We start from the raw sequence: 25,714 nt of genomic DNA, 5'->3' as shown, positions 1-25,714 counted from the left end.
GGAAACCCGTGCGATACATTCGGGATACTATCGGGAAACCCGTGTCAACCGGGCGAGGTGAAAGGCGCGTGCAACGCCTTGTTGCACCCGGGGCGAAAGCCGGTTGCACGGTTGTACCTATCTGACGGTATGTGCACCATAGTGGCATGCCGTGTCGCCCTCGCATTGTGGTCCCCGTGGTCCCCGTTCCCGAGCGTCCGGACGAGTCCCATTCTGGGGCGGGTACCGGTTCGCGCGTTCCGTTGACAGCCGGCAGGAATGCGTTCGGCGGCCGCGTTGTCATTTCCGCCACGCATCTCCCGTCGACGATTCCCGCGGTGCCTGCCCAGCGTGCCGGGTCGGCCCAGCCCGGCGCGTCTGCCCAGCCTGTCGTGCCGGCCCAGCGCACCGTGCCGATCCAGCCCACCGTGCCGATTCAGCGCACCGTGCCGGCCCAGCGCACCGTGCCGATCCAGGCCGATCTGCCTGTCCAGCTCCGCCTGCCCGTCCAGCCCGGCCTGTCCATCCCCGCGGCGGTGCCTGCTGTACCGGCTTCGGCAGCCGCGTCGTCGGCGGCCGATCGCCGGCTGGCTGCCCGCCGCACGGCCCGGCGCTCCGTGCACTACACCGGCCGGTGTTTCCGGCGTCCCGGCGGCGGCCTGTCCGGCGCGAATGTGCACGCCGAATGATTCCCGCGAGCCGATGGCCAGCGAGTCCCAGGCCGGAGGGCTCGCGGCGGGCGGGTTCGGTGAGACTTGGCGCGGGACCGGCCAGGCGCCGCCTGAAGCCGGCGAGGCGGCGTCCGGTGCGGGGAAGGCTGCGCCAGGATCCGGCGAGGCCGGGCACCGCACGGCCGGGTCCCGCGAGGACGGACAGGCCGCAACCGGGTGCGGTGAGGCCGGGCCCGAGGACGGAGAGGCTGCGGTCGGGGGCCGCGGCGCCGGGCCCCAGGACGGAGCGAGCGACGGCGACGCTGGGGGCCGCGGGGCCAGGCCCGGAATCGGCGAAGCTGCGTCCGGGGACGGCGCGGCGACGGGCGGCGAGGCGGCTGCGTGCGGTGGAACGGCGGACGAGGAGGCATCGGCGGGAGGCAGGGCGCCTCGCGGCCTGGATGGGGCTGCCGACGATGCTCTCCCTGCTGCTTGTCGGGATATCGACCTGTTCCCGGACACCGGGTATCGCATCGTCGTGCGTGGATACGAGCAGCACCCCGGGAGTGACGAGGAACGAGATTCGGCTGGGCCTGCTGATGCCGGACTCGGGCGTGCTGGCAGCAGGGTTCCAGGCGGCGCGGGCCGGCGTCGACGCGCGTATCGGCGCCGTCAACGCCGCCGGGGGAATCAACGGCCGTAAAATCGTCTACTCCTGGCGGGATGACGCCGGGACGGCGCAGGGAAATCTCATCGGCGCGCACGACCTGGTCGACCAGCAGGGTGTTTTCGGAATGTTGGAGTTCACCCCGGTCGCGTCGGGCGGTGCCGCCTATCTCGCCGAGCAGGGGGTCCCGGTGGTCGGCCTCGCCACCGAGCAGGTCTGGACGACCAACCGGAACATGTTCGCCGTGATGAACGCGGCCGGCACGGCGGTCGACACCTATGGCCGGGCCGTGGCGGCGCGCGGTGGTGGGGCGGCGTATCTCGTGCGGGCCGGGATATCGGCGCCCGTGTCCGGGACGGCGGACCGGGTCGCGCAGAGCCTACAGGCGGCCGGGGTGCGGGTGGTCGGCAACAGTCCCTACCTCGCCGGTGCGGACAGCGTCACCGAGCTCGCTCGCCGGATCGTCGACTCCGGCGCCGACGCCGTGGTCACCATGCTCGCCGCGCCGGCGATGCCGGCGCTGCTCGCCGCGATCGAGGCGGCCGGCGGTGAACCGGATGTCGTGCTGGCCATCGGCGCCTACGATCGTGGCCTGTTGCGCCCGGGCGATCCGTCGCTCGCCGGCATGCTCGTCCCGGTGTCGTACCGGCCGTTCGAGGTCGGCGGGCCGCCGACGGTCCGCTACCTGGACGCGATGCACCGTTACGCCCCGCAGCTCGCTGATCCCGATCAGGAGAGCCCCCTGGTCTCCTACATCGACGCCGACCTGTTCCTGCGTGGCCTGCGGGCCGCCGGTCCCTGCCCGACCCGCGGCGCCTTCCTCGCCGCGATGCGTGGGCTGACCGGCTACGACGCGGACGGCCTGCTCGGGCCGACCAATGTCGCGCTCGCCCAGGCCCACCCGGGTGCCTGCTTCGGGCTGCTGCGGGTCAACGCCGCCGGCACCGCGTTCGACCCCGACGAGACGAACCTCTGCGGTCGCGAGCTCACCCCCGGCGTCTGAGCGGGCCCCGGCCCGACCACACGGTGCGTCACCCATCGGAGCGTGGTGGACGGCGCCGGCGTCTCGCGACCGGTGCCGGGCTGTCGTACGACGACTCGTCGAGCACCGTCCGGGGCCCTGTCTGCGCCCGGTGGCGGCGGGACGTAACGTGACAGTTCGGAGGTCCTCGGACGGCCGCCGCGCCGACGCCGACGCACTGGCCCGACTCCGCCGCGACCGGCAGCGGGGGAGTGTGTGTCGGGGCGGGGCGGAGGGCGGCGCAGGCGATGCCACTATGGCAGCAGGCGGGGGTCGCGGCCGGCGTGCTGCTGGTGCTGGCGGTGCTCGCCCGGGTGGTGGGCCGCTGGTGGCCCCGCCGGGCGCTCGGTTTCCTCGCCGCCGCGAGCCAGGAGGCCGGGACGATTCTCGGCCTGTTCACCCTCTGGCAGATCGCCCGGATCCTCGGCGTGACCCGGGTCAACGGGGCGATGGAACGCGCCGACTGGATCTGGCGGACCGAACGCACGCTGCATCTGCCCAGCGAGCTGGCGATGGAGCGGTTCATGCTCCGCCACGAGTCCTGGCTGCGGGCCGCGAACGTGTTCTACAGCTGGGTGCACTTCCCGGCAATGAACGTGTTCCTGGTCTGGCTGTTCCTGCGCCACCGCACGTCCTATCCCTCGGTGCGTACCACGATTGTGCTGTTCACCGGCTCGTCCCTGCTGTTCCACATGTTTCTGCCGACCGCGCCGCCGCGGATGCTCACCTCGGTCGGCTTCGTCGACGAGGCGGTGCGGCTTGGACAGTCCGTGTACGGAGAGTTCGGCGCCGGCGTCGCCGCGCAGCTTTCGGCCCTGCCCTCGGTGCATGTGGGCTGGGCCTGCCTGATCGCCTACGAGGTGATCCGGGTGAGCCCGAGTCGCTGGCGCTGGCTGATCCTCGTCCACCCGGTCGTCACGACCCTCGTCGTCGTCGTCACCGCCAACCACTGGTGGGCCGACGGCATCCTCGCCGTCGCCCTGCTCGTGCTCGCCATCGTCGTGGGCCATGCCCTGAGCGTGGCCCTGCGTCGCCTGCGTGCCCGCGTCCTCGCCCGCCGCCGACCATCCGCGCGGGAAACCGAGCCGCCACGACGGCCCATAGGATCAGTGGTCCCGTCAGCCACGGGCGATCACGTCTTTGCCGATCAGGTAGACCGGCCGCGCGCGTGACGCCGGGCCGGCTCCTCAGCCGTCATGCCGGACCGTCCGGCACCTCACGGCCCGAACCCCGGCGCGATCAACCAGGCAGGACCGTCATGCATCACCGTGCGCCTGGGCGGTGTGCCATTCCCAGCGCCGCGCCAGTGCCATCCCGGCGACCTCCCGACGGCACAGAGCGGGCTACGTGACGGCGCCACTACCGGCCCGGCGGCGCATTCCGGTGCTGGTTAGGTGCCGTCTTGGTGCCGTAGGCGCGCCATCTCGCCGCAGAGCGCAGCGAGGACATGACAGAGCGGCGTCACACCCGGGAGGATGTCTCCTGGCCCATTCACACAGACCTGTACGCCCTGGGAGCGACGGCATGCGACCGGTCCCCTCGGAACGGACCCTTCTCGCGGACCTCATTCGCGCACGGTTATGAACGCGGCCGCGAGCCGGAGATCCACGCGGCGCGACCTGGGCGCGGGCTTCCACCTGGTGATCGGCGAGCGGCCGGACGGGGAGGCGCTTGACAAGCAGGACAAGCCACGACGGGTATGGCCGACAGCGCAGGTGTGTGACGATGGGCTGCGGCACCTTGAACGGCGGGCCGCCAGTCTTGCCGCGCCCGTGGTGGGACAGCGCGTCCGTAGCGGACAGTGAGGAACGGGGGGATGGGATGTCGTTGCAGGGCGGTCCGGCGGGCGGCGGCTCCTTCGAGCGGTCGATGACGGCGTACTACGTCCAGCCGGACGGAACCCGGGTGCCGTTCACCGCGGCGCTGTGCTTTGACAAGGCCGACCCGTATGCCGTCGGCCTGCGGCTGCGCACCACCGACGTGCGTACGGTGACCTGGACGTTCGCCCGCCAGCTACTGATCGACGGCATCCGGCGACCGGCCGGGGTCGGCGCGGTGGAGGTCCGTCCGGACTTCCACGGCGACAGCCGGCTGCTCGCCCTGTCGCTGACCTCCGCGTCGGGCCGGGCCGACGTGCAGTTGCCGTACGCCCCCGTCGCCGCGTTCCTGCGTGACGCCTACGCCGCCGTCCCCCCGGGCGCCGAGGGCGACCAGGTCGACTGGAACGCCGAACTCGCCCGCCTGCGCGACGACAGCCGGTAGCATTCGGCGTTTGTTGACGGGTAGCCGGAGCGAACCGCGGCCGAAACGCCCGAGGCCGGTGCAGGCGTCTGGTATCGGTTGACGCGGCGCGCGGTGCCGGCGGCAAACCGCGGAGCCTAACCCTTGTGGCGCGGCGGGTCCCGGGAAAGCTGTCAAAAGCGGCCGCGAACTCGGGCGGGGGAGCGGGTTCGTCCGGGCTCTTCGTGCCCCTCACGGTGACTGTGGTGAAGTGCTACCGTTGATCGTATGGGGGTGTGGCGGGTTTTCCTGAGCCATACGTCGGAGCTCGCCGAGTATCCGGCCGCCCGGCCGTTCGTGGCAGCGGCGAAGGCGGCGGTTACCCGCGCGGGCGAGGTCCCTGTCGACATGAGCGACTTCACCGCCCGCGATGAGCCACCCGCGCAGTACTGCCGGGAACGCCTTGGCTCGTCGGACGTCTACGTCGCCGTGGTCGGCTTCCGCTACGGCTCGCTGGTCCCGGAACTGGATCCTATCTCTTATACCGAACTTGAGTTCAACGTGGCCACCGAGCTCGGCCTACCGCGGTTGGTCTTCTGCCTGCACGAGGAATCAAGCGATCTCAGGCTGCCCCCCAAGGCGTGCACGGATCCGGAGCGGGGTGCGTCGCAGGTTGCTTTTCGCCGCCGGCTCGGCAGGCCGGCGGCCGGCTTGACGCTGTGCTTTGTCAACAGCGCCGACCATCTTGAGACGTCGCTGTACCAGGCGCTTGTCGAACGACGCAAGGTTCAGGGCGAGAACGGTCAGGCGACGGGCACCGCGAGTGTGGACGGAGCCGACCCGCGGATTCCCGCGTCGGTTCTGCAGGCGTATTTCACCCGGCTCGACCAGCAGTACCGACGCCTTGACCTGGAGGCGCTGACCCCCGCGCAGCGGGACGAACACGTGCCCATCGCGCTGCGGAGCGTCTTCGTACCGCAGGACGTGCGGGAGAACCCCCCGCCCGTGGAGCTGCCGAAGGAGATCTGGCGCCGGCTGGAGGCCGGCGGAGAGATCCAGCGCAGCGAGCTGCCGGCGGGCCTGGACGAGGCGACCCTGGCCGCCGCCCGGAAAAGCTACAGCGCCCATCCACGTCGGCCGGTGCTGGAGCTGCTCTCCGGCGGGGATCGGCTGCTGGTGCTGCTCGGTGACCCCGGCGCGGGCAAGTCCTCCCTGGCCCGGTACTCGGTCCTGCGGATGACCGACGAGCAGACCCCCACGGCCCCCACCACGCTTCCGCTGTTCATCGAACTGCGGGCGCTCGCGCAGACCCAGGGCCGTTTCGACACGTTCGTCGAGTACATCGACCATCTTGCCCGCACCGATGGTCTCGGCGTGCCGGCGAAGCATCTTGTGCCCTACCTGCGTGCCGGCGCGGACGCGCAGGTGGTCTTCGACGGCCTCGACGAGATCTTCGAACCAGCGCAGCGGGACGCGGTAGCGCGGCGGATCGCCGGTTTCGCCGTGGAGTTCCCCCACGTCCGCATCATCGTCACCTCCCGGATCATCGGCTATCGGCGGTCTATTCTCACGGATGCGGGGTTCGCGCACTACACCATTCAGGACCTCGACCGGGCCCAGACCAGCGAGTTTCTCACCAGGTGGTACTCGGTCGCGCTCGGCGAGGACGACGGGCGGGCCAACGAGCGGCGCAGCCGGCTGACGGCGGCCATCGCCGGTTCCCGGCCCATCGAGGAACTGGCCTCGAATCCGCTGCTGCTCACCATCCTCGCCATCATCGGCAAACATCAGGAACTGCCCCGTGAACGGTGGGAGGTGTACGACCACGCGGCCTCGGTGCTCGTCGAGCACTGGGACGTGAACCGCTACCTGCGGGACCGCCGGGTCGAGGCGAACTTCATCGGCAAGGAGGACAAACGCGAGCTGCTGCGGCGCATCGCGAACCGGATGCAGAGCGGCCGGCACGGGCTGATCGGCAACGTCATCCACCACGATGATCTGGTCGGTGAGATCGAGGCCTATCTCCAGGAGCGGTACCAGCGTGACCCGGCGAGCTCGAAGGTCATCGCGGAGGAGATGATAAACCAGTTCCGGGAACGCAACTTCATTCTCAGCCGCTACGGCGCCGAGGTGTACGGGTTCGTGCACCGTGCATTCCTGGAGTTCTTCTGCGCCGAGCACATCCGGCGGCGTTTCGAGCGCACCCAGGAAATGTCCGCCGAGGACCTGCGCCGCGACGTTTTCGGACGACGCTGGGAGGAGGACTCGTGGCGTGAGGTCCTCCTGCTGATCGCCGGCATGCTGCACGAGCGGTTCGTCGCCGGCGTGATCGAGTACCTGCTGCGGGACGCGAACCTGCCCTGGCTGCCGAGGTTCAATGACCGGCCTCCCCGCAATGTCCTGCTCGCCGTGCGATGCCTGGCGGAGATGCGCAACCGCCACGTGGGCGCGGGTGCGGCGCGGCTCCTGCTGGGTCAGGTCATCGATCTGATCGAGCGTTCCGGCGACGGCGAGCAGACCGTCGACGCCTTCCTCGACGACGAGCTGCTGCCCGCGGTCGCCCAGGTGGGCGCGGACTGGCCCGGGCGGGAGGAGGCGTTCGCCTGGTTCCAGGCGATCGGTGCCCTGATTATTCGCACCCCGGCCTGCCGCTTCGCCAGCCGCCTGCTGGCCTGCCTGTTTCCGGATCGCGATGAGGTGGCGACCCTGTTGCGGGCGCGGGCGGTCTACCTGTGGGACTGGACGTTGCGGGACGCGGCCGTGGCCGCGCTCGGGCAGTACGCCGCGGAGCCTGCCTCGTCGTCGGACGTGTCGTTGACGGTGTTGCGCGGGTGCGCCGAGCGCGACCCGGTGGCCGTAGTTCGCTGGCGGGCGGTGGAAGCCGTCGCGGATCGCTCGGCGCCCGGGGCCGAGCTGTGGGAGTGGCTCCAGGCGCGGCTGGAACAGGAGATTTCCACTTTTGTCCGGGTGAGGGCGCTGAAGAAACTGATCGAAACCCGGCCCGAGCCACCGGACCTCGAAGCAAGGCTTCGTGGTCTGGCCGATCAGGACCCGGCGGCAGATCTTCGCCGGGCGGCTGCCGACGAGCTCGCGGCGCGGGCGGCGGGCAGCCCCGAGACCGCCGCCTGGCTGCGGGCGCGGTTGCACACCGCCGGCCGCTGGGAGATCCGCCATGCGGCCCTCCGCGCGGTGCGGGTGCCGGACCCGGCCGCGGACGAGGACCTGCTGGCGGTGGTGCGTGACCGTGCCGAGTCCGATCTGCATCCCACGGTGCGGGCGGAGGCGATCCGGGTGGCGGCTCGGCAGTGGCGCTCCCGCCCCGGGATGCGGGCCTGGGTCTGCGGGCGCGTCGAGCGCGACGACCTGGGCTCCGTCCGGCAGGCGGTGATCGAGGCCGTGGCATCCGGCTGGGCCGACGAGCCGGCGACCCACGGGTGGCTGGTGGAACGGCTCGAACGCGAAGCCATCGCCTCCGGGCGTCTGGCGGCGGCGCGCGCGCTGCTCACCCTCCTTCCGCGGGCCGAGCGTCCTCCACGGTTGGTGGACGTGCTGCGGGCGGCTGCGGAGCGGGACCCCGACATGGAGGTCCGCCGCACCATCCTGCGGGGCCTGGCCGACTCGGACCGGGACGGGGCCGCCGCCGTGCCATGGCTGGCGGAGCGGGCCACCGTGGATCCGGACTCCGGGGTTCGAGGCGAAGTCATCAAGAGTATCGGCCGGGTATGGAAGGACCCGGACGCCACGGTCGCCTGGCTGATGGACCGGTCCGAACGCGATCCGGACCGATATCCCCGGCAATCGGCCCTTGCCGCCATCGCGAGTGCCTGGGCCGACGATCCCCGCGTCGCACCCTGGCTTCGGCAGCGGGCGGAGACGGACGAGGTCTGGTCTGTCCGGGAGAACGCGGTCGTCCATCTGGCCCAGCTACGGGAGTCCGAGCCGGCCGACGGCCGCGCCTGGCTGATGCGGCGCGGGAGCGTCGACGCGGACGAGGACGTCCGGCTGACCGCGCTGCGCGCCGCCGCCCAGCGGTGGGGCCAAGCGGACGATGTCCGCTCCTGGCTTCGCGAACGCGCGGTCAACGACCCCGATGAAGATGTGCGGCTCGCCGCGTTGACGGCGCTGGCCCGGGGCGCCCGGGATGACCCGCCCACGCTGCCGTTGCTGCGGCAGCGGGTTGTCGCCGACCCGCACTGGGACGTCAAGGCGAGGGCGACCGTCCTGATCGTGGAGGGCTGGCCCGACGATCCTCGGACGGTGCCCTGGCTGTTGGACAACGCCCGGGACGCCGACTGGAACATCCAGTCGCCTGCCATCGCCGCGCTGTGCCGGGTATGGCCACTGCATCCTGTCGTGGCGCCGCTGCTGCGCGACATCGCCACCGGTCACCGATACGGCAATCCGCGCAGGTGGGCCATCGAGTCCCTCGCCCTTCATCATCCGGATCGCGCCGGGACGGCTGCGCTGCTGGCTGAGCGGGCCGTGGCGGCTCGCAATTCCGGCAATCGTCAGATGGCTCTTTTCGCTCTCGTCCAGGGGTGGTCGGCGGATCCGATGTGCCGGCGTGTGGTGCGCCAGGCCGCGGTGCGGGACCCCGCACGCCGTGTCCGGCTGCAGGCAGTCAGTTATCTCGATGGTCCTGCGGGCTCGGGCGGCGTTGGACGGCTGCTGCGGGAGATCGCCGAGAACGACGACGCGGCGAACGTGCGAGCCGAGGCGGTTGCTGCGTACTCCCGCCTTCGGCCGCCGCCGGCGAGGCTGCGGGCCTGGTTGGTGCACCGCGTGGACGACCGGTCCAGCGATGTGGCCGCCCAGGCTGCCCAGGCTCTTGCCCAACTCGCGGATGGCAGCCCGGCACGACTGCGTCACCTGCTCGGCATCGTCCAGTCCGACCCGCGCTGGAAGGTCCGGCGTGCGGCGTTCCGTGCTCTGGACAACATCAGGGGCGATGCGCCGGACGACCTCGTCGCCGCCACGCAGGGATGGTCGAGCAGACGCGAACGTGTGGTAAGGGCGGCCACAGCGGGCCACCCCGGCTCCCGGCTGGATGATCCCGTCTCCGCGCCGTGGCCGCAGCTTCGTGCGCACCTGCCGAGCCAGAGCTGGCAGGAGCGGCGGCGGATCGTGCGCGCGGTGGCGGCTGCGCGCCGCGACGAGCCGGAGACACCTCGCCGGCTCAGCGAGCTCATGCGCACCGAGGATGACTGGTCCGTGCGGTGCGCCCTGGTCAACGGGATCGCCGCCGCCCGCACGGCGGATACCGACGTCCTGGTGTGGCTGCGGGACCGCGCCACCGCCGACCGCGACGCCCGGGTTCGGGCCGCGGCGGTGCGGGCGGTCGGCTGGCACGGCCGGGACGACCCGGCGGTTCGGTCCTGGATCACCGACCAGGCTGTCGTGGCGCACCGCGGGGAGGTACGTCGGGCAGCGCTGCGCGCGCTGGCGGCCGACCCCGGCAGCTGGGATGAGCTCCGGCCGTGGCTGCAGAAGCGAGCCACCGAGGACAACGTGGTCGGCCTGGTGTGGCGCACCGCGCTACGCCTGCTGGTCACGGTAGCGCCCGCGGACCCACAAACTGCGGATTTCCTGCGCGGTGTTGCGAGTAGTACGGCGGCTGAAGAGGTGCGCAGCTTCGCCCTACGGCTGCTTGCGCATTGCACTGCGCCGGACAGGCCGTCCACGATGGCCGTGCTGCTGCGCCACGCGGAACAGGACACCATGTGGCACGTGCGGCGGGCCGCGCTGGATGCGCTCGCGCGACACTTCTGCACTGATCCGGGCCTGGTGGACGTCGCCCGTCGTCGAGCGGAGACCGATGTCGCGGGGGAGACCCGCCGAGCCGCTCGCCGTGCCATGATCGCCGCTCTGCGGGGAGATCCTGGGGCGGCGTGCGCCTGGTTACGGGAACGAGCCGTCCTCGACGCCGATTGGCAGTGTCGCCGCGAGGCCATTCGGCTGGTCGCGCGGCTGCAGAGCGGTGATATCGACATGATGCGGTGGCTGCGGGAGCGGGTCAGATCCGATCCTTATGGAACCAGCCGAGAAGAGGCCGTCGCGGCCGTGGCACGGTACTGGGCGGCGGAACCGGAGGTCCTGCCATGGCTGCATGAGCTGGCCACCGGCGCGGGCTGGTCCGAGGTGCGCCGAGCCGCCGGCGAGGCCATCGCGCGCCACTGGCCGTCCGAGCCGGACTCGGTCGCCGTCGTGCGGCGACTCGCCTGCAACGATGTCTCTCCTGAGGTCCGCGAGGCGATGGCCTGGGTGCTCGCGCGCACCTGGCGTGACGACCCCGAGACCCTGCCCTGGCTACGTCTCATCGTCGACCTCGAGGACACCGAGGCCACTCAGGACGCGATGGCCTGGGCTCTTACTGAGCGTAACGACGCCGCGTTCTGGTTGACGTATGGGCTCAGCCATCACCAGCAGGAACTCGCCGAACTCGAAGCGGCGGCAGCGGCGGTCGGTCGGCGGTGACGCGGCCAGGCCGTGCCGGCGGGGGCGAAGCCCGCCCGCTCAGAGCCAGCCGCGGCGGCGGAAGACGAGGCAGAGGGTCGTCATCGAGGTGATGAGCAGGCCGAGATCGATGGCGAAGCCCCAGCTCTCGCCGCTGCCTGGGAAGGGGACGTTCTGGCCGAAGAAGCCGGTGACCAGGGTCGGGACGGCGATCACCGCGGCCCAGCCGGTGAGCTTCTTCATGACCAGGTTCAGGGGGTCTGCTCGTCGAACAGCATGTCCTCGAGGTCCTCGCGCTACTGGCCGCGGGCCAACGCGATCATCGAGCGGAGGGTGAGGCCGGCGCGGGTGCCGCCGTCACAGAGGATGTCGGTGCCGGTGAGGTAGCCGGGTTTCCCGCTCGCGCAGAACGCGAGCAGCTCGGCGATCTCCGTCGGCGTCCCGAACCGACGCAGTGCCGCGTACTCGACGAGTTTCCCGGCGCCGCTGGCCTCCTCGAGCCGGCCCATCGTCGTGTCGAACGAGCCCGGGGAGACCGACAGGACGCGCGCGCCCCGGGCCCCGAACGCGCCGGCCAGGTGACGCGAATACCAGATGACGAAATTCTTGCTCAGCGAGTAGGCCGAACCCGCGCGCCCCGCCTTCGGGCCACGGTTCGCCGCCGCCACGAGCTTGCGAGTGAACGCGGCGGGGTCGGTGTCCGCGAGGGCGTAGGCCCGCGTCGGGACGAGCAGCCGAGGCACCATGTGCCCGGCGATGGAGGCGACGTTGACGAGCGCGAAGCCCTCACCGGCGGCCGCCAGCGCGGCCTGGGTGATGTGGATGGTGCCCAGAGCATTGATCCGCACGATGGTCTCGGCGGAACCCATCGACGGGCTGACACCGGCGGCATGGACCACAGCCATGACCCGGCCAGCCGCCCGCGCCCGGCCGAACAACGCGTCGACCGAGGCCCGGTCGGCGATGTCACAGACCACACCCTCGGCGTCGATCCCGGCACCCTGGAGCTCTTTGACGGCCTGGTCAAGGTGCTCCTGATGGACGTCGCTGAGGATCACCCGGTGCTCACGACCAAGGATCCGCGCCGTGGCGGCACCCATCCCGCCCGCGCCGCCTGTGACGACCGCGACCGTCGTCCGCCCCGCATCCGTGGCAGCGGGAGTGGGGGTGCTGGCGGGAGTGGGGGCGCCTGCGGGGGTGAGGGTGCTGGCGGGCTGGGCTGGGTGAGCCGACTGGTCGCTGCTGGCCGTCATCGTCGTGTCCGCTCCGTTGTCGCTGTCCGGTCCGGTCTGACGATGGGAGCGTATTGGCACCGCGGCCGTTGACCAGATCGGCGGTGGCCGCTGGCCACGCGATGGCCGCGGTGGCGATGGTGGTCGCGGGTGGCCGCGGTGGCGGTGAGGCGGCCGTCGTGGTGGGAGCCGTCGTGGTGGGAGAGGCGGGGCCGTTATGCGTGCAGCGCGGCGAGTGCGCGCAGGGTACGGGTGCGTTCCTCGGGGGTGCCGACCAGGCTGACGAGCGCGTCGGTCGCGCCGAGATCGCCATAGGCGGCGAGGCCCTTGGCGACCGTCTCCTCGTCGCCGACGACGGCGAGCGCGCCCGCCTCGGTCTCGGCCAGGCCGTCGCGGGCCAGGGCGGCGCTGTAGGAGGGCAGGCGGGCGTAGCCGGCGTACTCGGCGCTCAGCTCGGCGCGGATACGGTCCGGCTCGGTGGTGACCGCCACCGGCAGGCCCACGACGACGCGCGGCGCCGGGCGACCGGCCTCCCGCGCGGCCGCACCGATCAGGGGCACAACATGATCACCGATGGTGCGCTGCCCGGCGAGGAAGGTGATCGTGCCGTCGGTGCGCTGCCCGGCCAGGCGCAGCATCGCCGGCCCGAGCGCGCCGAGCAGCACCGGGACGCGTGGCGCGGCTCCCGGCACGGCGCTGTCGGCCGCCTGGGAGCCCGCGCCGGACGCGCCGGGGACCGCGCGGCCGTCGAGGATCGGCAGCAGGGTGTCGAGGTGGGCACGCAACGCGGCGAGCGGCCGGTGGAACGGCTGACCGTAGACCTCCAGCAGGCCGGGATGACTGACCCCGAGCCCGAGGGTGAACCGCCCGTGCGCGGCGGCCTGGGCGGTGAGCGCCTGCGCGGCCAGCACCCGCGGATGACGCGGCTGGACGATCACGACGGACGTCCCGAGTTCCAGGCCCGGCACGTCCCGGGCGAGCGCGGTGAGCACGCCGATCGCGTCATAGCCGAGACCCTGGGGAAGCCAGCCGGTGGGCAGGCCGGCATCGGCCACCACCGTGGCGGTCGCGACGATCTCATCCACGAGATTGCCGGCGCGACGCCCGGCGCGACCATCGGCGACGGCGGGACCGTCCTCGGACGCGGCGGCGGGAGAGCCAGGGCCGGGAGTGGGAGGCCCGGCGACGAGGTTGACACCGATACGAATCACTCGGCCGAGCATGGCCGGGAACCGGTCCGCCGACCAGAGGCGTGACGATGCTGGCAGGACCGATGCTGGCAGGACGGATGGGGGAAGGAACAGTGACACCATGACACCCGGCGCACTCTTGACAACGGCGCCCGCGCCGTCGGCGCGGCTGAGCGCGGCGCGACGCCGTGAACTCGGCGCCTGCCTGCGGGCCTACCGCGGGCTGATCGAGCCGGCCAGCGTGGGGCTGCCCGCGGGGGCGCGCCGCCGCGGGCCGGGGCTGCGCCGGGAGGAGCTGGCGAGCCTCGCCGGGGTCAGCCTCACCTGGTACACGGGCCTGGAGCAGGGCCGGGTGGCGGCCTCCGCGCAGGTCCTCGACGCTGTCGGCCGGGTACTGCGCCTCGACGAGGTGGGGCGCCGGCACCTGCGTCGGCTCGGGGCGCCCGAGCCACGCGAGCGCGCCGCGTCCGACAGCCAGCTGCGTGCGGTGGCACCGCTGGTGGACGGCTGGCGTGACGGCCCCGCCGCGCTGCTGGACCACCGCCTGGACGTCGCCGCCGTCAACACGGCGTGGGTCCGGCTGTTCGGCGACCCCGCCGAATACGAGCCGGCGCGGCGCCATCTGCTCTGGTTGGTGGCCGGCGCGCCGGCCGGGGCGCGGGGCCTGCTCCTGCCGGTCGCGCGGCAGTTCCGGATGGCCGCGGACCTGCATCCCGCGGACCCGCGGATCATCGAGGTCGCCGCTCTGCTGCGTGCCGATCATCCACGGCTCACCCCGGTCTGGGACTGCCGGGGTGTCGGCGCCTTCGGCCGGCCGGCGGTCGATCTCGCCGGCGAGCCCGCGGCCGCCCACCTGCTGCATCCCACCGGAGAACCCGGCATCGCCCTGCTGGTCGCCGCCACGGCGTGCGCTGAGATCCGCGCCGCGGCCCCGCGCCGTGAGGTGACCCGGGCGGTTTTGCCGGCGTGAGCCCGGGTAGCCGCCTGCTGGAAGCCGAGAATCCGATCGCGTGAGGTTGGTGACCATGATGCCCGGTGAGCAGGAGCTGCCCTCGACGGTGGCTCGCTCGTCCCGTAAGGCCCAGCGGACGTGGATCAGGACGCATGACGCCGCGGTCGACGAGTACGGCGAGGGCCGGCGCGCCCATCAGACCGCGTTCGCCGCGCTCAAGCACTCGTTCGAGAAGGTCGGCGACCGCTGGGAGCCGAAGGCGGGCGGCGCGAAGGGGCCGTCCGACTCGCGTGCGGCGACCCCGCGTGGCGCCGGTGGGACGAGCCACGGCGGGATCGACGCGAACGCCAGCAAGCGGCACCTGCTCGAACGCGCCCGCGAGCTGGACATCCCCGGGCGCTCCACCATGACGAAGGACCAGCTCGTCGCCGCCCTCGACCGGGCCAGCCAGCGGGCCACCGCGAAGGCCCGGTAGCGCGAGACCGCGCCGAAGCCGTGCCGGGGCGGCGGTTCAGCTCGCGAGGATGGCGTTGAGGTCGTGGTGCGCGCGGGCCAGGGCCTGCGCGGGGCTCAGCTCGGTACTCAGGGCACGGTGGATGTTGGTGTAGACGACCCGGCTCAGCTCGGGGTAACGCGGCATGGCGGCGGGCCGGGCGACCGGACGGACCCCACGGATGACCGCCAGCACCGGGCTGTCGTTGTCGAGGGAACTCTGCTCGATCACCGACCGGTTCGTCGGCATCTGGCCGTAGCGGGAGAGCGTGCGTTGCGCCGGCGGGCTCGTCATCCACTCGACGAAGGAGCGCACCGCGTCCAGCCGTCGGGTGCGCGGGTTGACGAACATGCTCCATCCGCCGATCGCGGAGTATCCCGGCTTGGGCAGGCCGGCGAACGTGGGCAGGGGTGTGGCGGCGTATTTCCACGGTTTCGAGCCGAGCGCGGTGTCCGCGGTGTTCCAGCCGCGCATGAAGGCTACCTCGTCGTTGTTGTACAGGTCGGTGGTCTGCTGTTCCCGCATGGTCGCGAGATCCCGAGGGGCCAGGCCCTGCGTCACCAGCCCGCACATGAAACCCAGCGCCCGCGCACACGACGGTGTGTTGATGGTCGAGTGGCGCAGCGCCGCGTCGGTGATCCGGCCACCGGCGCTGGCCGCGAACTCGGTCCACACGCAGGTCAGCCCTTCGTAGGCGTCACCCTGCCAGACGACGTGGTGAGGGGTGCGCGGCAGGCCGCGCAGCAGCCGCGCGGCGCCCGCGAGCTCTTCCCAGGTCGTGGGAGGCGGGCGGCCGATCCGCGTCATCAGGTCCGGGCGGTAGTAGAGCAATCCCCGGTTGGCGAAATAGGGCACCGCGTAGACACGACCCCGGTAGGTCGACGCGTCCAACAGGGTGGAATCGAAGCGGGACCAGAATGCCCGGTCGAACTGGTCGTCCAGCGGCAGCGCGAGGTTCTTCGCGGCGAACTCGGCCAGCCAGATCACGTCGCCGAGGTAGACGTCCGGCCCGTCCTCACCGCCGCGGAGCAGCTCGGTGAGGGCCGCGCGCTTGGCGTCGGTGCTGAAGGGCACCAGCCACAGCTTGACCGTGATCTCCGGATGGGCTCGCTGGAAGGCGCTGATGAGCACCTGGCGGGAGTCGATCAGGTTCTGGTCGTTGGAGCTGGCCGCCCAGCGGACGCGGCGCAGGTCGGGATCATCACCGTCGTCCCTCGCGCGCAGCAGCCCGGACAGGGCCAGCCCCCCGGGAACGCCCACACCCACGGTGATGGTGGCCGCCGCGGCCCGCACCAGCTGGCGGCGGCTGGGCGTGGGCCACCGGCCCGTCTCACTCCTGCCTCTCGCACTCACAGTTTCCCCGCACCTCTCTCCCATCGGCCTCGCGTCTCCCGCCGGGCAGGCCCTTCCCCTGTGTCCCCGCGCCGGCCGCTCACCCGGTGGCCGAGCCGGGTGAGGCCTGCGGCGGGCAGGTCCGCCGGTAGTCGCCGGTCGGCATGTAACGGGTCCATTCCCGCCCGCCCATGGCCGGGCCGGGCGCGCAGATCGCGCTGATGACCTTGTCCGGGTCGATCTGCCAGGTCAGCAGGGTTCCGTCATGGTCCGCGGTGACGAGTTCCGTGCTGTCCATGGTGAACGCGACGGCGCTGGCGTCACGGCCACTGAGCACCGCGTACAGATCCCCGGTGTGGGCGTCCCAGATCCGCACCGACCCGTCCACGCTGGCCCCGGCGATCCAGGTCAGGTCGGGACTGAACGCGATCGAGGTGACCGCCTGGTCGCCGCCGGTCAGCGTTCGGGGTGACCCGCTCTGGTACGGCTGGCCGGGCCGTGGCCGGCTGATCGTCCACACCAGTACCGAGCCGTCGTCCGACCCGCCGGCCACGCGCTGGCCGTCGGCGCTGACCGCCAGCGACTTCATCGGGCCCGGGCCGCGCAGGTCCACCCGTCGCGTGCCGCCTTCGGGGTCGCGCAGGTCCCAGAGGCTGACCCAGCCGTCGTCGCTGGCGCTGGCCACGGTGCGACCGTCCGGTGTGAATCGCACGGCGTTCACGGGGTTGTCATGGCGGTAGAGGACCGTGCCCGCCCGGTGCGGGTCGATCGCTTCGACCCGCACCGTGTTGTCGGTGCCGCCGATGGCGATCCGAGTCCCGTCGGGTGAGATATCGACCGCGTTCACCGCGATGTCGTCCGCCTCGGCGCCCGAGCGGGGAGCTCGGTCGACCAGCACCGTCCGCGTGGCACCCGCTCGTGGGTCGAGGACGGCCACGCGGTCGTCGCGCGCGGCGGCCAGCCGGGTTCCGTCACGGTCGAACGCCAGTGCGGCGGCCGCCCACGAGCCCTCCACGGTGGCGACCTGGGCCGGTCCGGACTGCCCGGCCCCGGCCCCGGCCACCCCGACGGAGGACAGGTCGATCGAGGACACATAGGCGGGCGGGTCGAGCCGCCACAGCCTGACCGTACGGTCGGCTCCCGCGGTCGCCGCGAGCTGGCTGGACGCGCTACGCGCGCCATCCGTGCTCGCGCCACGCGCGCCATCCGCGCCGGCCGTGCCGTTCGGGTTGGCCGTGCCGTTCGGGTTGGCTGGGAGGTTCGGGTTGGCACCGCGGGTGAGGGCGACCGAGGCCACGATCGGCGCCTGGTCGCGCGAAACCGGGCGGGAGATGTGCCACAGCCCGGTGACGCCGTCGGCGCCCGCCCCGGCCAGGGTGCGCCCGTCGGGGCTGAAGGCCAGGCACAGCACGGACCTCGACGGTCCGGACAGTGCCGAAAGGCCCGTCCGTGCCCCGACGTCCCAGATCCGCGCGGAGCCGTCGTCCGCTCCACTGGCGAGCACGCCGCCGTCCGGCGAGAAGGCCACCGTGTCGACCGGACCGGTATGCCCGACGAACGTCGCGACGGGGATCGGCCGGCCGGTGCCGGGCACCCGCCACAGCCGCACCGACCGGTCGTCACTCCCGACCGCCAGCACGTCGCCTCCGGGGGAGGAGGCGGGTGAGAAGGCCACCGCACGGGCCGTGCCGGTGTGCCCGCCCAGCACCCGAACCTGGGGACGCGCGGAGGAGCCCTCCTTCGCGGACGCGAGCAGCGACGAGGTCTGGAAGATCGAAATGGTGTCGTCGGCGCCGGCGGCGGCGAGCAACGCCCCGCTGCGGCTGAACGCCGCGGTCTGCACCGGTCCGGGCCCGACCCGCGCGCTCGCGCGTGGCTCCAGCCGGGAGGTCCCCAGCAGTTCGATCCGCCCGCTCGCCGAGGCGACGGCCAGCAGATCACCGCCCGGCGCGAACGCGACCTGGTCGGCCGCCTCGCCGGAGGCTGGGCCGCGGCGCAGAAGCCGCCCGGTCGCGACGTCCCACAGGCTCACGGTGCCGTCCTGCTCGCCGGTGGCCAGCCGCTGGCCATCCGGGCTGAACGCCACCGAGTACACCGGGCTGTCATGCCAGAGGACCGCGGTCGGGGGCCGGTGGGTGGCGCCGGTGTCCCAGACCCGGACCGCTCCGTCGTGGCCGGCGGTGGCCATCTGGTGCCTCGACGCGGGCGCGTAGGCCACCGCGTGCACCGGCCCCGCCGGGCTCGGCGGGGCGCCGGCGTCCGGGGTGTCAGGGCCCGCCGTGTGGGTGCCCGCGGTGTGGGCATCCACCGTGTCGGCATCCACCGTGTCGGCGTAGTAGCTGGCCTGGGCGCTGAGCAGGTTCCCGCGGGCGGCCACGGTCGGCGCGATCCGGTATGCCTCGATGCTGAGCAGCAGCGAGACCCTCGGGTCGCTCTGGCGCAGGGTGATCGCCTCCTGGATCAGCCCCCGGCTGACCGCCAGCCGCCGCTCGTGCAGCGCCGTGCGGCTGTAGACGGTCGCGACGACGGCGGCGAGCAGCGCCGCCACCAACAGCGACGACAGAACGGCGATCGCCCGAGCGCGCAGTCGACGGTCGCGGCGGATACTCGCCTGCAGGAACTCCACGGCATCCGGGGTCAGCCCCGGGCTCGCCGACGCCTGATGCGTCCGCCGGCCCACCTGCTCCCGCGCCTGCCGCCCCGACCGCCGTCGTCGTCCCCATCGCCGCCGGCCCGACCGGGCCCACGGACCGCCACGCCGCGCCCCGGCCGTCGATCCTTCCCGCCCATGCGAGCCGGCCGCGACGCCTGCGGCGTCGTCCCCGTCAGGTCGAATCCCGTCGTCGCCGGCCTCGTCCTCGCCGCCCTCGTGGTTGTCGCCGTCCCCGTCGTCGGTGCCGCTCTGGTCGTTGATGCCGTCCCCGTCGTCGGTGCGGCTCTGGTCGTTGCCGTCGCCCTCGTCGGTGCGCACGCGTGGTGGGGTGGCGCTCACGAAGGCCCGGAGTTGGGGGCGGGTCCACAGCAGGGACGTGGGCCGGCCGGCCTCGCGCCAGTGCCGGGCGTCGCGCTCGATCTGGCGTTGCCGGCGCAGCACGTCCCGCTCGGCCTCGATCCGTCCCTCCAAGGGAGGCCAGGCGGTCAGGAAGGCCTGATGGGCGACGCTGTACACGGTGTGGCCATTGATGACGTCGGTGATCACGAGGCGCCGCGCGACGAACGGCTCGAGCCGGGCCCGGTGCGGCGCCGACAGATAACTGGCGTCGACGCGTTCCGAGATGAGCAGACCGAAGTCGTCGAACGAGACCAGCCGCAGCAGACTGGTGAGCACCTGCTCCTCGGTGGCGGCGCCCGCGCGGGTCGCCTCGGCGAGGGCCTGGTCGGCCTGATGGACGATGGTGCCCCGCACGCCGCCGAGATCGGAGTAGCGCAGCCCGCTGATCTCGTCACCCCGGTCCAGGTCCGCGGCGAGTTTCCACAGCGTGAACGCCAGCAGCGGCAGGGCCATACCGGTCACCGTGTCGGCGACCATGCGGATGAGCAGACCTTCGTTGATGCGCAGGCCCGCCTCCCGCGCCGGTCGCTCGATCACGGCGCGTAACTGCAACGGGTCCAGTGGTTCCAGCGGGAACCTGGTCACCGGCAGGGCCCGCAATGCCGGATCGGACGCGAACGTCCGGTCGTACTCGGACCGGAACGCCGCGACGATCCGCAGCCGCCGTTCCAGCGCACCGCCGAGCAGCGCGGCGAACTGGCCTCGGCGCTGCTCCGAGGTGATGGTCAGCAGCTCCTCGAACTGGTCGATCGCGAGGAGCAGGTGCTCGGCCGGTGGCCGCGCGGCCAGCATCTCGTCGACCAGCCTCGATAACGACCGGGCGTCGCGCAGCCGGTCCAGCACGTCCTCACGGTGCCAGCCGAGGTTCAGCCGGTGCGCGGTGATGAGCAGGGCGCCTGCCAGCGCCCCGATCGGATCGTCGCCCGGGGTGAACGCCGGCAGCGCGCGCCAGTGCGCCAGGTCCAGGACCGCCGGGCCGACCCCGGCCCGCAGCACCGACGACTTGCCGACGCCCGACGGCCCCGTGACGAGCACGAGTCGATGCTCTCCGGAGATGCTCGTCGTAAGCTGATGAACAATGTGCTGCGTCTCGCCTTCCCGGCCGAAGAAGACGGCGCGCCGGTCGTCGGAGAACGGCTCCAGGCCGGGATAGGGATTGCGGCCGTGTGACCAGCCGCGACCACTGCCGAGATTGATGCGGACGAGGGCCTCGAGAACCGCCCGCATCGCCCGCTCGGGGTCGGCGGAATAGTCCAGATAGTGCAGCGAACCGAGGAGCCGAAACCGGACGCCCGGCTCCGCCAGCAGCGGCAGCACGACCGCGCCGCGGGAACGGACGACCGCCACCTCGGCCAGGCACCACGGCGAGGCCGCGTATTGCGCGGTGATGATGGCGACCAGGGCGTCGGCAGACCGCAATTCCTCGTACAGCCGCTCTTCCCAGTCCTGACCAATCCACACACCCCGATGCTCGTCGGTGTCGAGGAAGACCTGATGCCCGGCATCGACAATCCGCCGGCTCGTCTCCTCGCCGATGGCGGCGTCCTGACGCGCGTAACTGACGAACACCTTCGCCATCGGGTCCCCCCGCCGCCGGCTCTGCACCCACCGAAGCCCGGAAAACAAGGATATCGTGGCCTCCGTTGGATCAGATGGCCGCGTCCGGACATTTCTGCTCGCGCCGGAGGGTGCCTGTTGGCTGCCCGTCGGCCGGGGGTCGCGGAATGTACGTTCAGTCCTCGGTGCGACGTTGCGACCGGAAAGCAGCATAGGCTGGCCGCAGCAGAATCCGCAGGTCTGCGACCATCCTGTCGGTGCCGTGGGAGTCGGCTGTCACCACCCCGCTGACTGATTCCGGTGTACCGGCCGCTCCCGCGGCGTCGTTCCCCGCATCGCTGTGGGCCGGAAGCGGTCCACACTGGTCGAGCAGCGTCGCCGTACCGCGTATTCCGGCCGTGCTGTGCTCCCGCGCCATCCGCCGTCCCGCGGGCGCGCTGGGCGGCTCGGCGGCCTCGGGGGCGGGGACGGGGACGGTGCGGTAGGTGCGCAGGCTGTCGAGCAGGACGTCACGCTCGCGTCCGCGCAGGGCGAGCAGCTCGAACGGGTCGTGGTCGAGATGGCGGGCGAGGGCGTGGCAGGCGGCGGCCAGGTGGGCGCAGGGCCGCTGCCAGTCGGTACAGGTGCAGTCCATCGCCAGGTCGTCGGCGCCGGTCGGCAGCGGCGACAGCCCGAGCGCGGCGAACAGCCGGTCGATCTCCGGCGGCACCATCCCGGCCAGCAGCGACGCCGCATAGCCGGCCCGGCTGGCCAGGGCCCGCTCGATCCGAGCCCAGTCCCCACCGGTGAACGTGCGCACCGCGAGCCGCGCCTTGTGGATCTCGGCGGGGCGAGCGTCGGCGTCGGGACGGGCATGGGCGTCGGGACGAGTGTGGGCGTTAGGACGAGCGTCGACGTCGGGACGGGCACGGGTGGTGGGACGGGTGTGGGCGTCGGCGTCGGGATGGCGGACCCGGGCGACGACCAGGTTGCCGGTGCGGCGCAGGTCGAGCACGGCGTCGGTGCGGGCGAGGCGCCGGCCGTCGCGTAGCGCCGCGGTCATGCCGAGGTCCTCGATCAGCGTGAGGAAACGTCGGGACCAGGCCGAGTGAGCGGAGCTCTCCCGGTTCGACCGGTCGTCCCGGCTCGGTCCGTCAGGCATCGAGTACCTCGGGGGCGAGGACGCACAGGTCACGCAGCTGCTCGGTGGACAGCGACGCGAGCCACGACTCGCCGTTGCCGACCATGGTCCGCGCGAGCGCGCTCTTGTCGGCGAGCATCCGGTCGACGCGTTCCTCGAGCGTCCCCATGCAGACGAACGTGCGGACCTGCACGCCGCGTCGCTGGCCGATCCGGTACGCCCGGTCGGTGGCCTGCGCCTCGGTCGCCGGGTTCCACCAGCGGTCCAGGTGCAGCACATGGTTGGCCGCCGTCAGCGTCAGGCCGGTACCGCCGGCACGCAGGGACAGCAGGAAGATCCCCGGGCCGTCGCCGCCCTGGAACCGTCGCACCAGCGCGTCCCGTTCGCGTCGCGGGGTGCCGCCGTGCAGGAACGCCACCTCGACGTTGTGGCGCCCGGCCAGGTAGGGCGCGAGCATGGCACCGAACCGGGCGTACTGGGTGAAACACAGCGCCCGTTCGCCGCCGGTGATCACCTGGTCGAGCACCTCCTCGACCCGGGCGAGCTTGCCGGAGCGTCCGGGCAGCGCGGATGCGTCGTCCAACAGGTGCGCCGGATGGTTGCACACCTGTTTGAGCCGGGTGATCGCGGTGAGCGCGACCCCCTTGCGCCGCGCCGGCGAGGTGTCGGCGAGCCGGTCGAGCATGTCGTCGAGCACCGCCCGGTACAGCGAGGCCTGCTCGGCGCTCAGCGTGCACAGCTCCCGAAGCTCCGTACGTTCGGGCAGCTCGGCGAGCACCGCCGGGTTCGTCTTCACCCGGCGCAACATCACGGGACGGACGCGGGCACGCAGCCGCTCGGTGGCGGCGCCGTCCTCGTACCGTTCGATCGGCACCGCGTAACGGGCGCGAAACCGCGAGGCGCTGCCGAGCAGGCCGGGATTGAGCACGTCCATGATCGACCACAGGTCGGCGAGCCGGTTCTCCACGGGCGTGCCGGTGAGCGCGACCCGGTGGCGTGCGGGGAGCTGCCGCACGGCCTGGGCCAGCTGCGTGCCGCTGTTCTTGATCTGCTGCGCCTCGTCGAGGACGAGCCGGTCCCAGTCGACCGCAGCGAGACTTGCCGCGTCCCGGCGCACGACCGCATAGGTGGTGATCACCAGATCGTGCGCGGCGGCCTGCCGCGCGAGCCCGGCGCCCCGCGCCCGGTCGGACGCGTGGTGCACGAGCACCCGCAGCCCCGGCGCCGCCCTGGCCGCCTCGTCCACCCAGTGCCCCACCACGGAGGTCGGGCACACCACCAGCGTCGGCGCCCGGCGCCCGGCCGCCGCACGCGCCCCGATCTCGCGTCGACCGAGGCCGGACTCGACCGATGCTGCCTGACGGGTGTCCGCGTGGCGGGTGTGCAGCTCGAGCGCGAGCACCTGGACGGTCTTGCCGAGACCCATGTCGTCCGCGAGCAGCGCCCCCACACCCAGCCGGTCCAGGAACGCCAGCCACGCCAGCCCCCGCCGCTGGTAGGGCCGCAACGTCACCGCCAGCCCCGCCGGCGCCTCCACGAACTCGACGACCTCGTGCGCGGACGGGTCACCGAGCGGCCCCCCCAGCAACGCACCAAGCCACCCGTCCGCCCGCACCTCAACGTCAAGATCGTCCATCGTGGTGCTGATGGGGCCAGTGGTGCTCATGGTTCCGGTCGTTCCGGTGGGGCCGGTGGTGCTCGTGGTGCCGGTGGGCAGGCGCAGGCCGGCATGGCGCAGGGCGGCGCGGGCCGTCATCCGGCCGGTGGCCGCGCGGCGGGTGCGGTCGAGGCCGGCGGCGAGCAGAGCCGGGTCGAGTCTGGTCCATCGGCCGCGGACCCGCACCAGCGGCAGTTTCGCCGCGGCGAGCTCGGCTAGCTCCGCGCGACTCAGGCGCTCGCCGCCGAGCGACACCTCCCAGCGGAAGTCGACCATCTCGTCGAGGCTCATCGCCGCATCCCGCACACTGGCGACCACCGGGTTGACCGCCCGCACCGACAGCGCGAGCCCCACCCGCGCCGGCCGGCGCCAGAACGTCGGCACGAGCACCTCGAAACCGGACTGCTCCAGCTCGTCCGCGGACTGCAGGAACGCGTACGCCTCCGCCACATCCAGCGTCACGCCCGTGGGTCTCGCCTCGAGCAGCGCGCGCCGCACCAGCGGCCAGACCTCGGCGGCCCGGCCGAGTGCGGCCAGCAGGGTGTCCTGCGGATGCGTCGACCAGACGGCGAGCCGGTCGGCCCGGCCGTCCCAGACCCGCTCGGCGTCGACGAGCAGACTCGGCTCGGACGCCGGCCGGACCAGGAACTCGACCCGCCAGCCCGCCTCGGGATCGGCCGCGTCGTTCGGCTCGTGCAACCGGAAACACACGACGGTGGATGGCGCCGTTCCACCGCGCGCCCGCCACCGCGCGACTCGCTCGGCAAGCTCACGGACTGCGTCCCCGGGCCCGGTGAACCGTGGCTCGCCGTGGAGCGCGGCCACCCACCCGCGGCTGACCTCGTCCGCCGCGGCGCTCACGGTGGCCAGCTTCGCGGCGGCGATCCGTTGGCGAGCCTGCGCGTCCACCGCGGCGGCGAGGGACGCGCGCAGTGCGCCGTCCGGAGTGGTGGACGCCGTCGCAGACGCATCCGTCGTCGGCGTCGTACCTGGCACCGATGCCGTGCCTTTGCTGAGAGCGTCCTGTCTGCGCCTTTGCGGGCCTTTTTCGGGACGGTGTGTTGAAATCGGCGAGCCAACGGATTTTTGCGGGTTGATGCTCGTGTTGGTCGGCTGAGTATCGCCGAGGGGAAAGCCGGGAGGCATAGCGTCGCGGAGCGTCGTGAGGCGTTGCAGGTCCGCGCCAGCGAGAAACGGCGTCCAGCGGCCTTCGGGGCCGTCCGCCGTCAGGATGACGTCGGGTAGCAGGCGGCCGCGGTCGACGAGATCCGCCGCGAAGTCGCAGATTTCCACGAAAAAACGCAACGATGCGCCAGCGACCCAGCCCACGCCGCCGCCACGCGACAGGCCCGTCCCCCCACCCAGATCCAGCCGGATCGCCGGCACCCGCCACCAGCGCGGCGACGGCTGCGCATCAGACTCGCCCGCCCTGGCAACGCCGCGCTGGACGGCGCCGCCATGCGGGTCGGTGTCGCTGCGGAGCCCGGCGACGATCGGGGAAGGTAGCGGTCCGGCACTATCACTGAGCAGCAGGATGTCCACGCCCCCGGTGGCGGGCGGCATTCCAGAGTGAGGGCGCAGCGCGTCCAGCCGCATGAGCGCGGTGAGCGGTGCCGCGAAGGGATGAGTGCTCCCGACCCGCCGCCCGGGTTCCCGTGTCTGACCACCCGCTGCTGCGGCGGGGTCCGGCAGCGTGCGGTCGACATCCTCGGCCCACAACCATGGGCCGTCCGGACCCCACAGGGCATGGAGTACGAGCATCCGAGTCGCTACCTCCGCCGGCCACCCTACCCGCCGGCCGGTCCCCGTTCGGCCCCCGCGGTCCTGTCCTCCACCGCCCCCTTTGGGACGACCGTGATCGTTTTGTCGGCTGACGGCGGACACCCCCCGACTCGCCAGAGCGGGATAAAGATGGTCCTGACACCGCTCGGCCGGCCGAGCGGGACGCGGGTCACGTCCGCGCCGGCCCCCAGCCGCGATGCGCCTCCCTCAACTACCGCCTCGACCGTCTCGACCGCCAGTTTCACGGTCCGTGACGGCGAACCCGAGCTCCCGCTCGCTTAAGATCCAAACAGGTCGTTGTGGGGGCATTCGTGTCCGATTTGCCCCCCACGGTGACCTGTTTGGCGGGATCTTGCC

At 72.5% G+C, this 25,714-nt stretch carries 14 protein-coding genes; 7 read left to right on the top strand and 7 right to left on the bottom strand.

Annotated elements, in window-relative coordinates:
* Positions 1-317 precede the first annotated feature (317 nt).
* The 5 genes from MXD95_RS25830 to MXD95_RS25810 all read left to right on the top strand — a co-directional run bounded on the left by MXD95_RS25830 (position 318) and on the right by MXD95_RS25810 (position 11,011).
* Positions 318-668: a hypothetical protein gene (locus tag MXD95_RS25830; protein ID WP_250643337.1), complete on the top strand. Its 351-nt coding sequence runs from the start codon at positions 318-320 to the stop codon at positions 666-668.
* Between the two features lie 527 nt (positions 669-1,195).
* Positions 1,196-2,299: an ABC transporter substrate-binding protein gene (locus MXD95_RS25825; protein ID WP_250643336.1), complete on the top strand. Its 1,104-nt coding sequence runs from the start codon at positions 1,196-1,198 to the stop codon at positions 2,297-2,299.
* A 266-nt stretch (positions 2,300-2,565) separates the two neighbouring features.
* Positions 2,566-3,489 (top strand): phosphatase PAP2 family protein, encoded by a 924-nt coding sequence (locus MXD95_RS25820; protein ID WP_250643335.1) that lies wholly within the window; start codon positions 2,566-2,568, stop codon positions 3,487-3,489.
* A gap of 649 nt (positions 3,490-4,138) precedes the next feature.
* Positions 4,139-4,579, top strand: a complete 441-nt coding sequence (locus MXD95_RS25815) for an SsgA family sporulation/cell division regulator (protein WP_250643334.1) — start codon at positions 4,139-4,141, stop codon at positions 4,577-4,579.
* 246 nt (positions 4,580-4,825) lie between these two features.
* Positions 4,826-11,011 carry a HEAT repeat domain-containing protein gene (locus MXD95_RS25810; protein ID WP_250643333.1) on the top strand — a complete coding sequence of 2,062 codons (6,186 nt, stop codon included), beginning with the start codon at positions 4,826-4,828 and terminating at the stop codon, positions 11,009-11,011.
* Positions 11,012-11,050: 39 nt separating this feature from the next.
* Here the strand turns inward: MXD95_RS25810 and MXD95_RS25805 are convergent, their stop codons facing one another.
* From MXD95_RS25805 to MXD95_RS25795, 3 genes are all read right to left on the bottom strand, one after another.
* Positions 11,051-11,245, bottom strand: a complete 195-nt coding sequence (locus tag MXD95_RS25805; protein WP_480023996.1) for a CorA family divalent cation transporter — start codon at positions 11,243-11,245, stop codon at positions 11,051-11,053.
* 41 nt (positions 11,246-11,286) lie between these two features.
* The gene (locus tag MXD95_RS25800) at positions 11,287-12,243 is read right to left on the bottom strand and encodes an SDR family oxidoreductase (protein ID WP_250643331.1); all 957 of its coding nucleotides are present in this window, start codon (positions 12,241-12,243) and stop codon (positions 11,287-11,289) included.
* 194 nt (positions 12,244-12,437) lie between these two features.
* Positions 12,438-13,535: a TIGR03564 family F420-dependent LLM class oxidoreductase gene (locus MXD95_RS25795; RefSeq protein ID WP_250643330.1), complete on the bottom strand. Its 1,098-nt coding sequence runs from the start codon at positions 13,533-13,535 to the stop codon at positions 12,438-12,440.
* Between MXD95_RS25795 and MXD95_RS25790 the strand changes: the two genes are divergently transcribed.
* On the top strand, positions 13,534-14,382 hold the full coding sequence (locus MXD95_RS25790; protein WP_250643329.1) for a helix-turn-helix domain-containing protein: 849 nt from the start codon (positions 13,534-13,536) through the stop codon (positions 14,380-14,382). The genes MXD95_RS25795 and MXD95_RS25790 overlap by 2 nt on opposite strands.
* Positions 14,383-14,422: 40 nt before the next feature.
* Positions 14,423-14,839 (top strand): ChaB family protein, encoded by a 417-nt coding sequence (locus MXD95_RS25785; RefSeq protein ID WP_308301584.1) that lies wholly within the window; start codon positions 14,423-14,425, stop codon positions 14,837-14,839.
* Between the two features lie 36 nt (positions 14,840-14,875).
* Here MXD95_RS25785 and MXD95_RS25780 read toward each other — a convergent pair whose 3' ends face one another.
* The 4 genes from MXD95_RS25780 to MXD95_RS25765 all read right to left on the bottom strand — a co-directional run bounded on the left by MXD95_RS25780 (position 14,876) and on the right by MXD95_RS25765 (position 25,336).
* Positions 14,876-16,210 carry an extracellular solute-binding protein gene (locus MXD95_RS25780; RefSeq protein ID WP_250643328.1) on the bottom strand — a complete coding sequence of 445 codons (1,335 nt, stop codon included), beginning with the start codon at positions 16,208-16,210 and terminating at the stop codon, positions 14,876-14,878.
* A 79-nt stretch (positions 16,211-16,289) separates the two neighbouring features.
* Positions 16,290-20,819: an nSTAND1 domain-containing NTPase gene (locus MXD95_RS25775; protein WP_250643327.1), complete on the bottom strand. Its 4,530-nt coding sequence runs from the start codon at positions 20,817-20,819 to the stop codon at positions 16,290-16,292.
* A gap of 154 nt (positions 20,820-20,973) precedes the next feature.
* Complete coding sequence (locus MXD95_RS25770) at positions 20,974-21,939, bottom strand: SWIM zinc finger family protein (RefSeq protein ID WP_250643326.1); 966 nt, start codon at positions 21,937-21,939, stop codon at positions 20,974-20,976.
* Positions 21,932-25,336: a DEAD/DEAH box helicase gene (locus MXD95_RS25765; RefSeq protein ID WP_250643325.1), complete on the bottom strand. Its 3,405-nt coding sequence runs from the start codon at positions 25,334-25,336 to the stop codon at positions 21,932-21,934. The genes MXD95_RS25770 and MXD95_RS25765 overlap by 8 nt, the downstream gene beginning before the upstream one ends.
* Positions 25,337-25,714: the final 378 nt, after the last annotated feature.

The sequence above is a fragment of the Frankia sp. AiPa1 genome (genome assembly GCF_023243075.1).
Lineage (GTDB): Bacteria > Actinomycetota > Actinomycetes > Frankiales > Frankiaceae > Frankia.
The sequence above is the reverse complement of the archived record's forward strand: the minus strand, read 5'-3'. Positions and strand labels throughout refer to the sequence as shown.

What these genes read in the sequence shown, in the direction of transcription:
- MXD95_RS25820 (WP_250643335.1), top strand. Translation starts at nt 2,566, where the DNA reads ATGCCACTATGGCAGCAGGCGGGGGTCGCGGCCGGCGTGCTGCTGGTG.
- MXD95_RS25815 (WP_250643334.1), top strand. Translation starts at nt 4,139, where the DNA reads ATGTCGTTGCAGGGCGGTCCGGCGGGCGGCGGCTCCTTCGAGCGGTCG.
- MXD95_RS25810 (WP_250643333.1), top strand. Translation starts at nt 4,826, where the DNA reads ATGGGGGTGTGGCGGGTTTTCCTGAGCCATACGTCGGAGCTCGCCGAG.
- MXD95_RS25800 (WP_250643331.1), bottom strand. Translation starts at nt 12,243, where the DNA reads ATGACGGCCAGCAGCGACCAGTCGGCTCACCCAGCCCAGCCCGCCAGC.
- MXD95_RS25790 (WP_250643329.1), top strand. Translation starts at nt 13,534, where the DNA reads ATGACACCCGGCGCACTCTTGACAACGGCGCCCGCGCCGTCGGCGCGG.
- MXD95_RS25795 (WP_250643330.1), bottom strand. Translation starts at nt 13,535, where the DNA reads ATGGTGTCACTGTTCCTTCCCCCATCCGTCCTGCCAGCATCGGTCCTG.
- MXD95_RS25775 (WP_250643327.1), bottom strand. Translation starts at nt 20,819, where the DNA reads ATGGCGAAGGTGTTCGTCAGTTACGCGCGTCAGGACGCCGCCATCGGC.
- MXD95_RS25770 (WP_250643326.1), bottom strand. Translation starts at nt 21,939, where the DNA reads ATGCCTGACGGACCGAGCCGGGACGACCGGTCGAACCGGGAGAGCTCC.
- MXD95_RS25765 (WP_250643325.1), bottom strand. Translation starts at nt 25,336, where the DNA reads ATGCTCGTACTCCATGCCCTGTGGGGTCCGGACGGCCCATGGTTGTGG.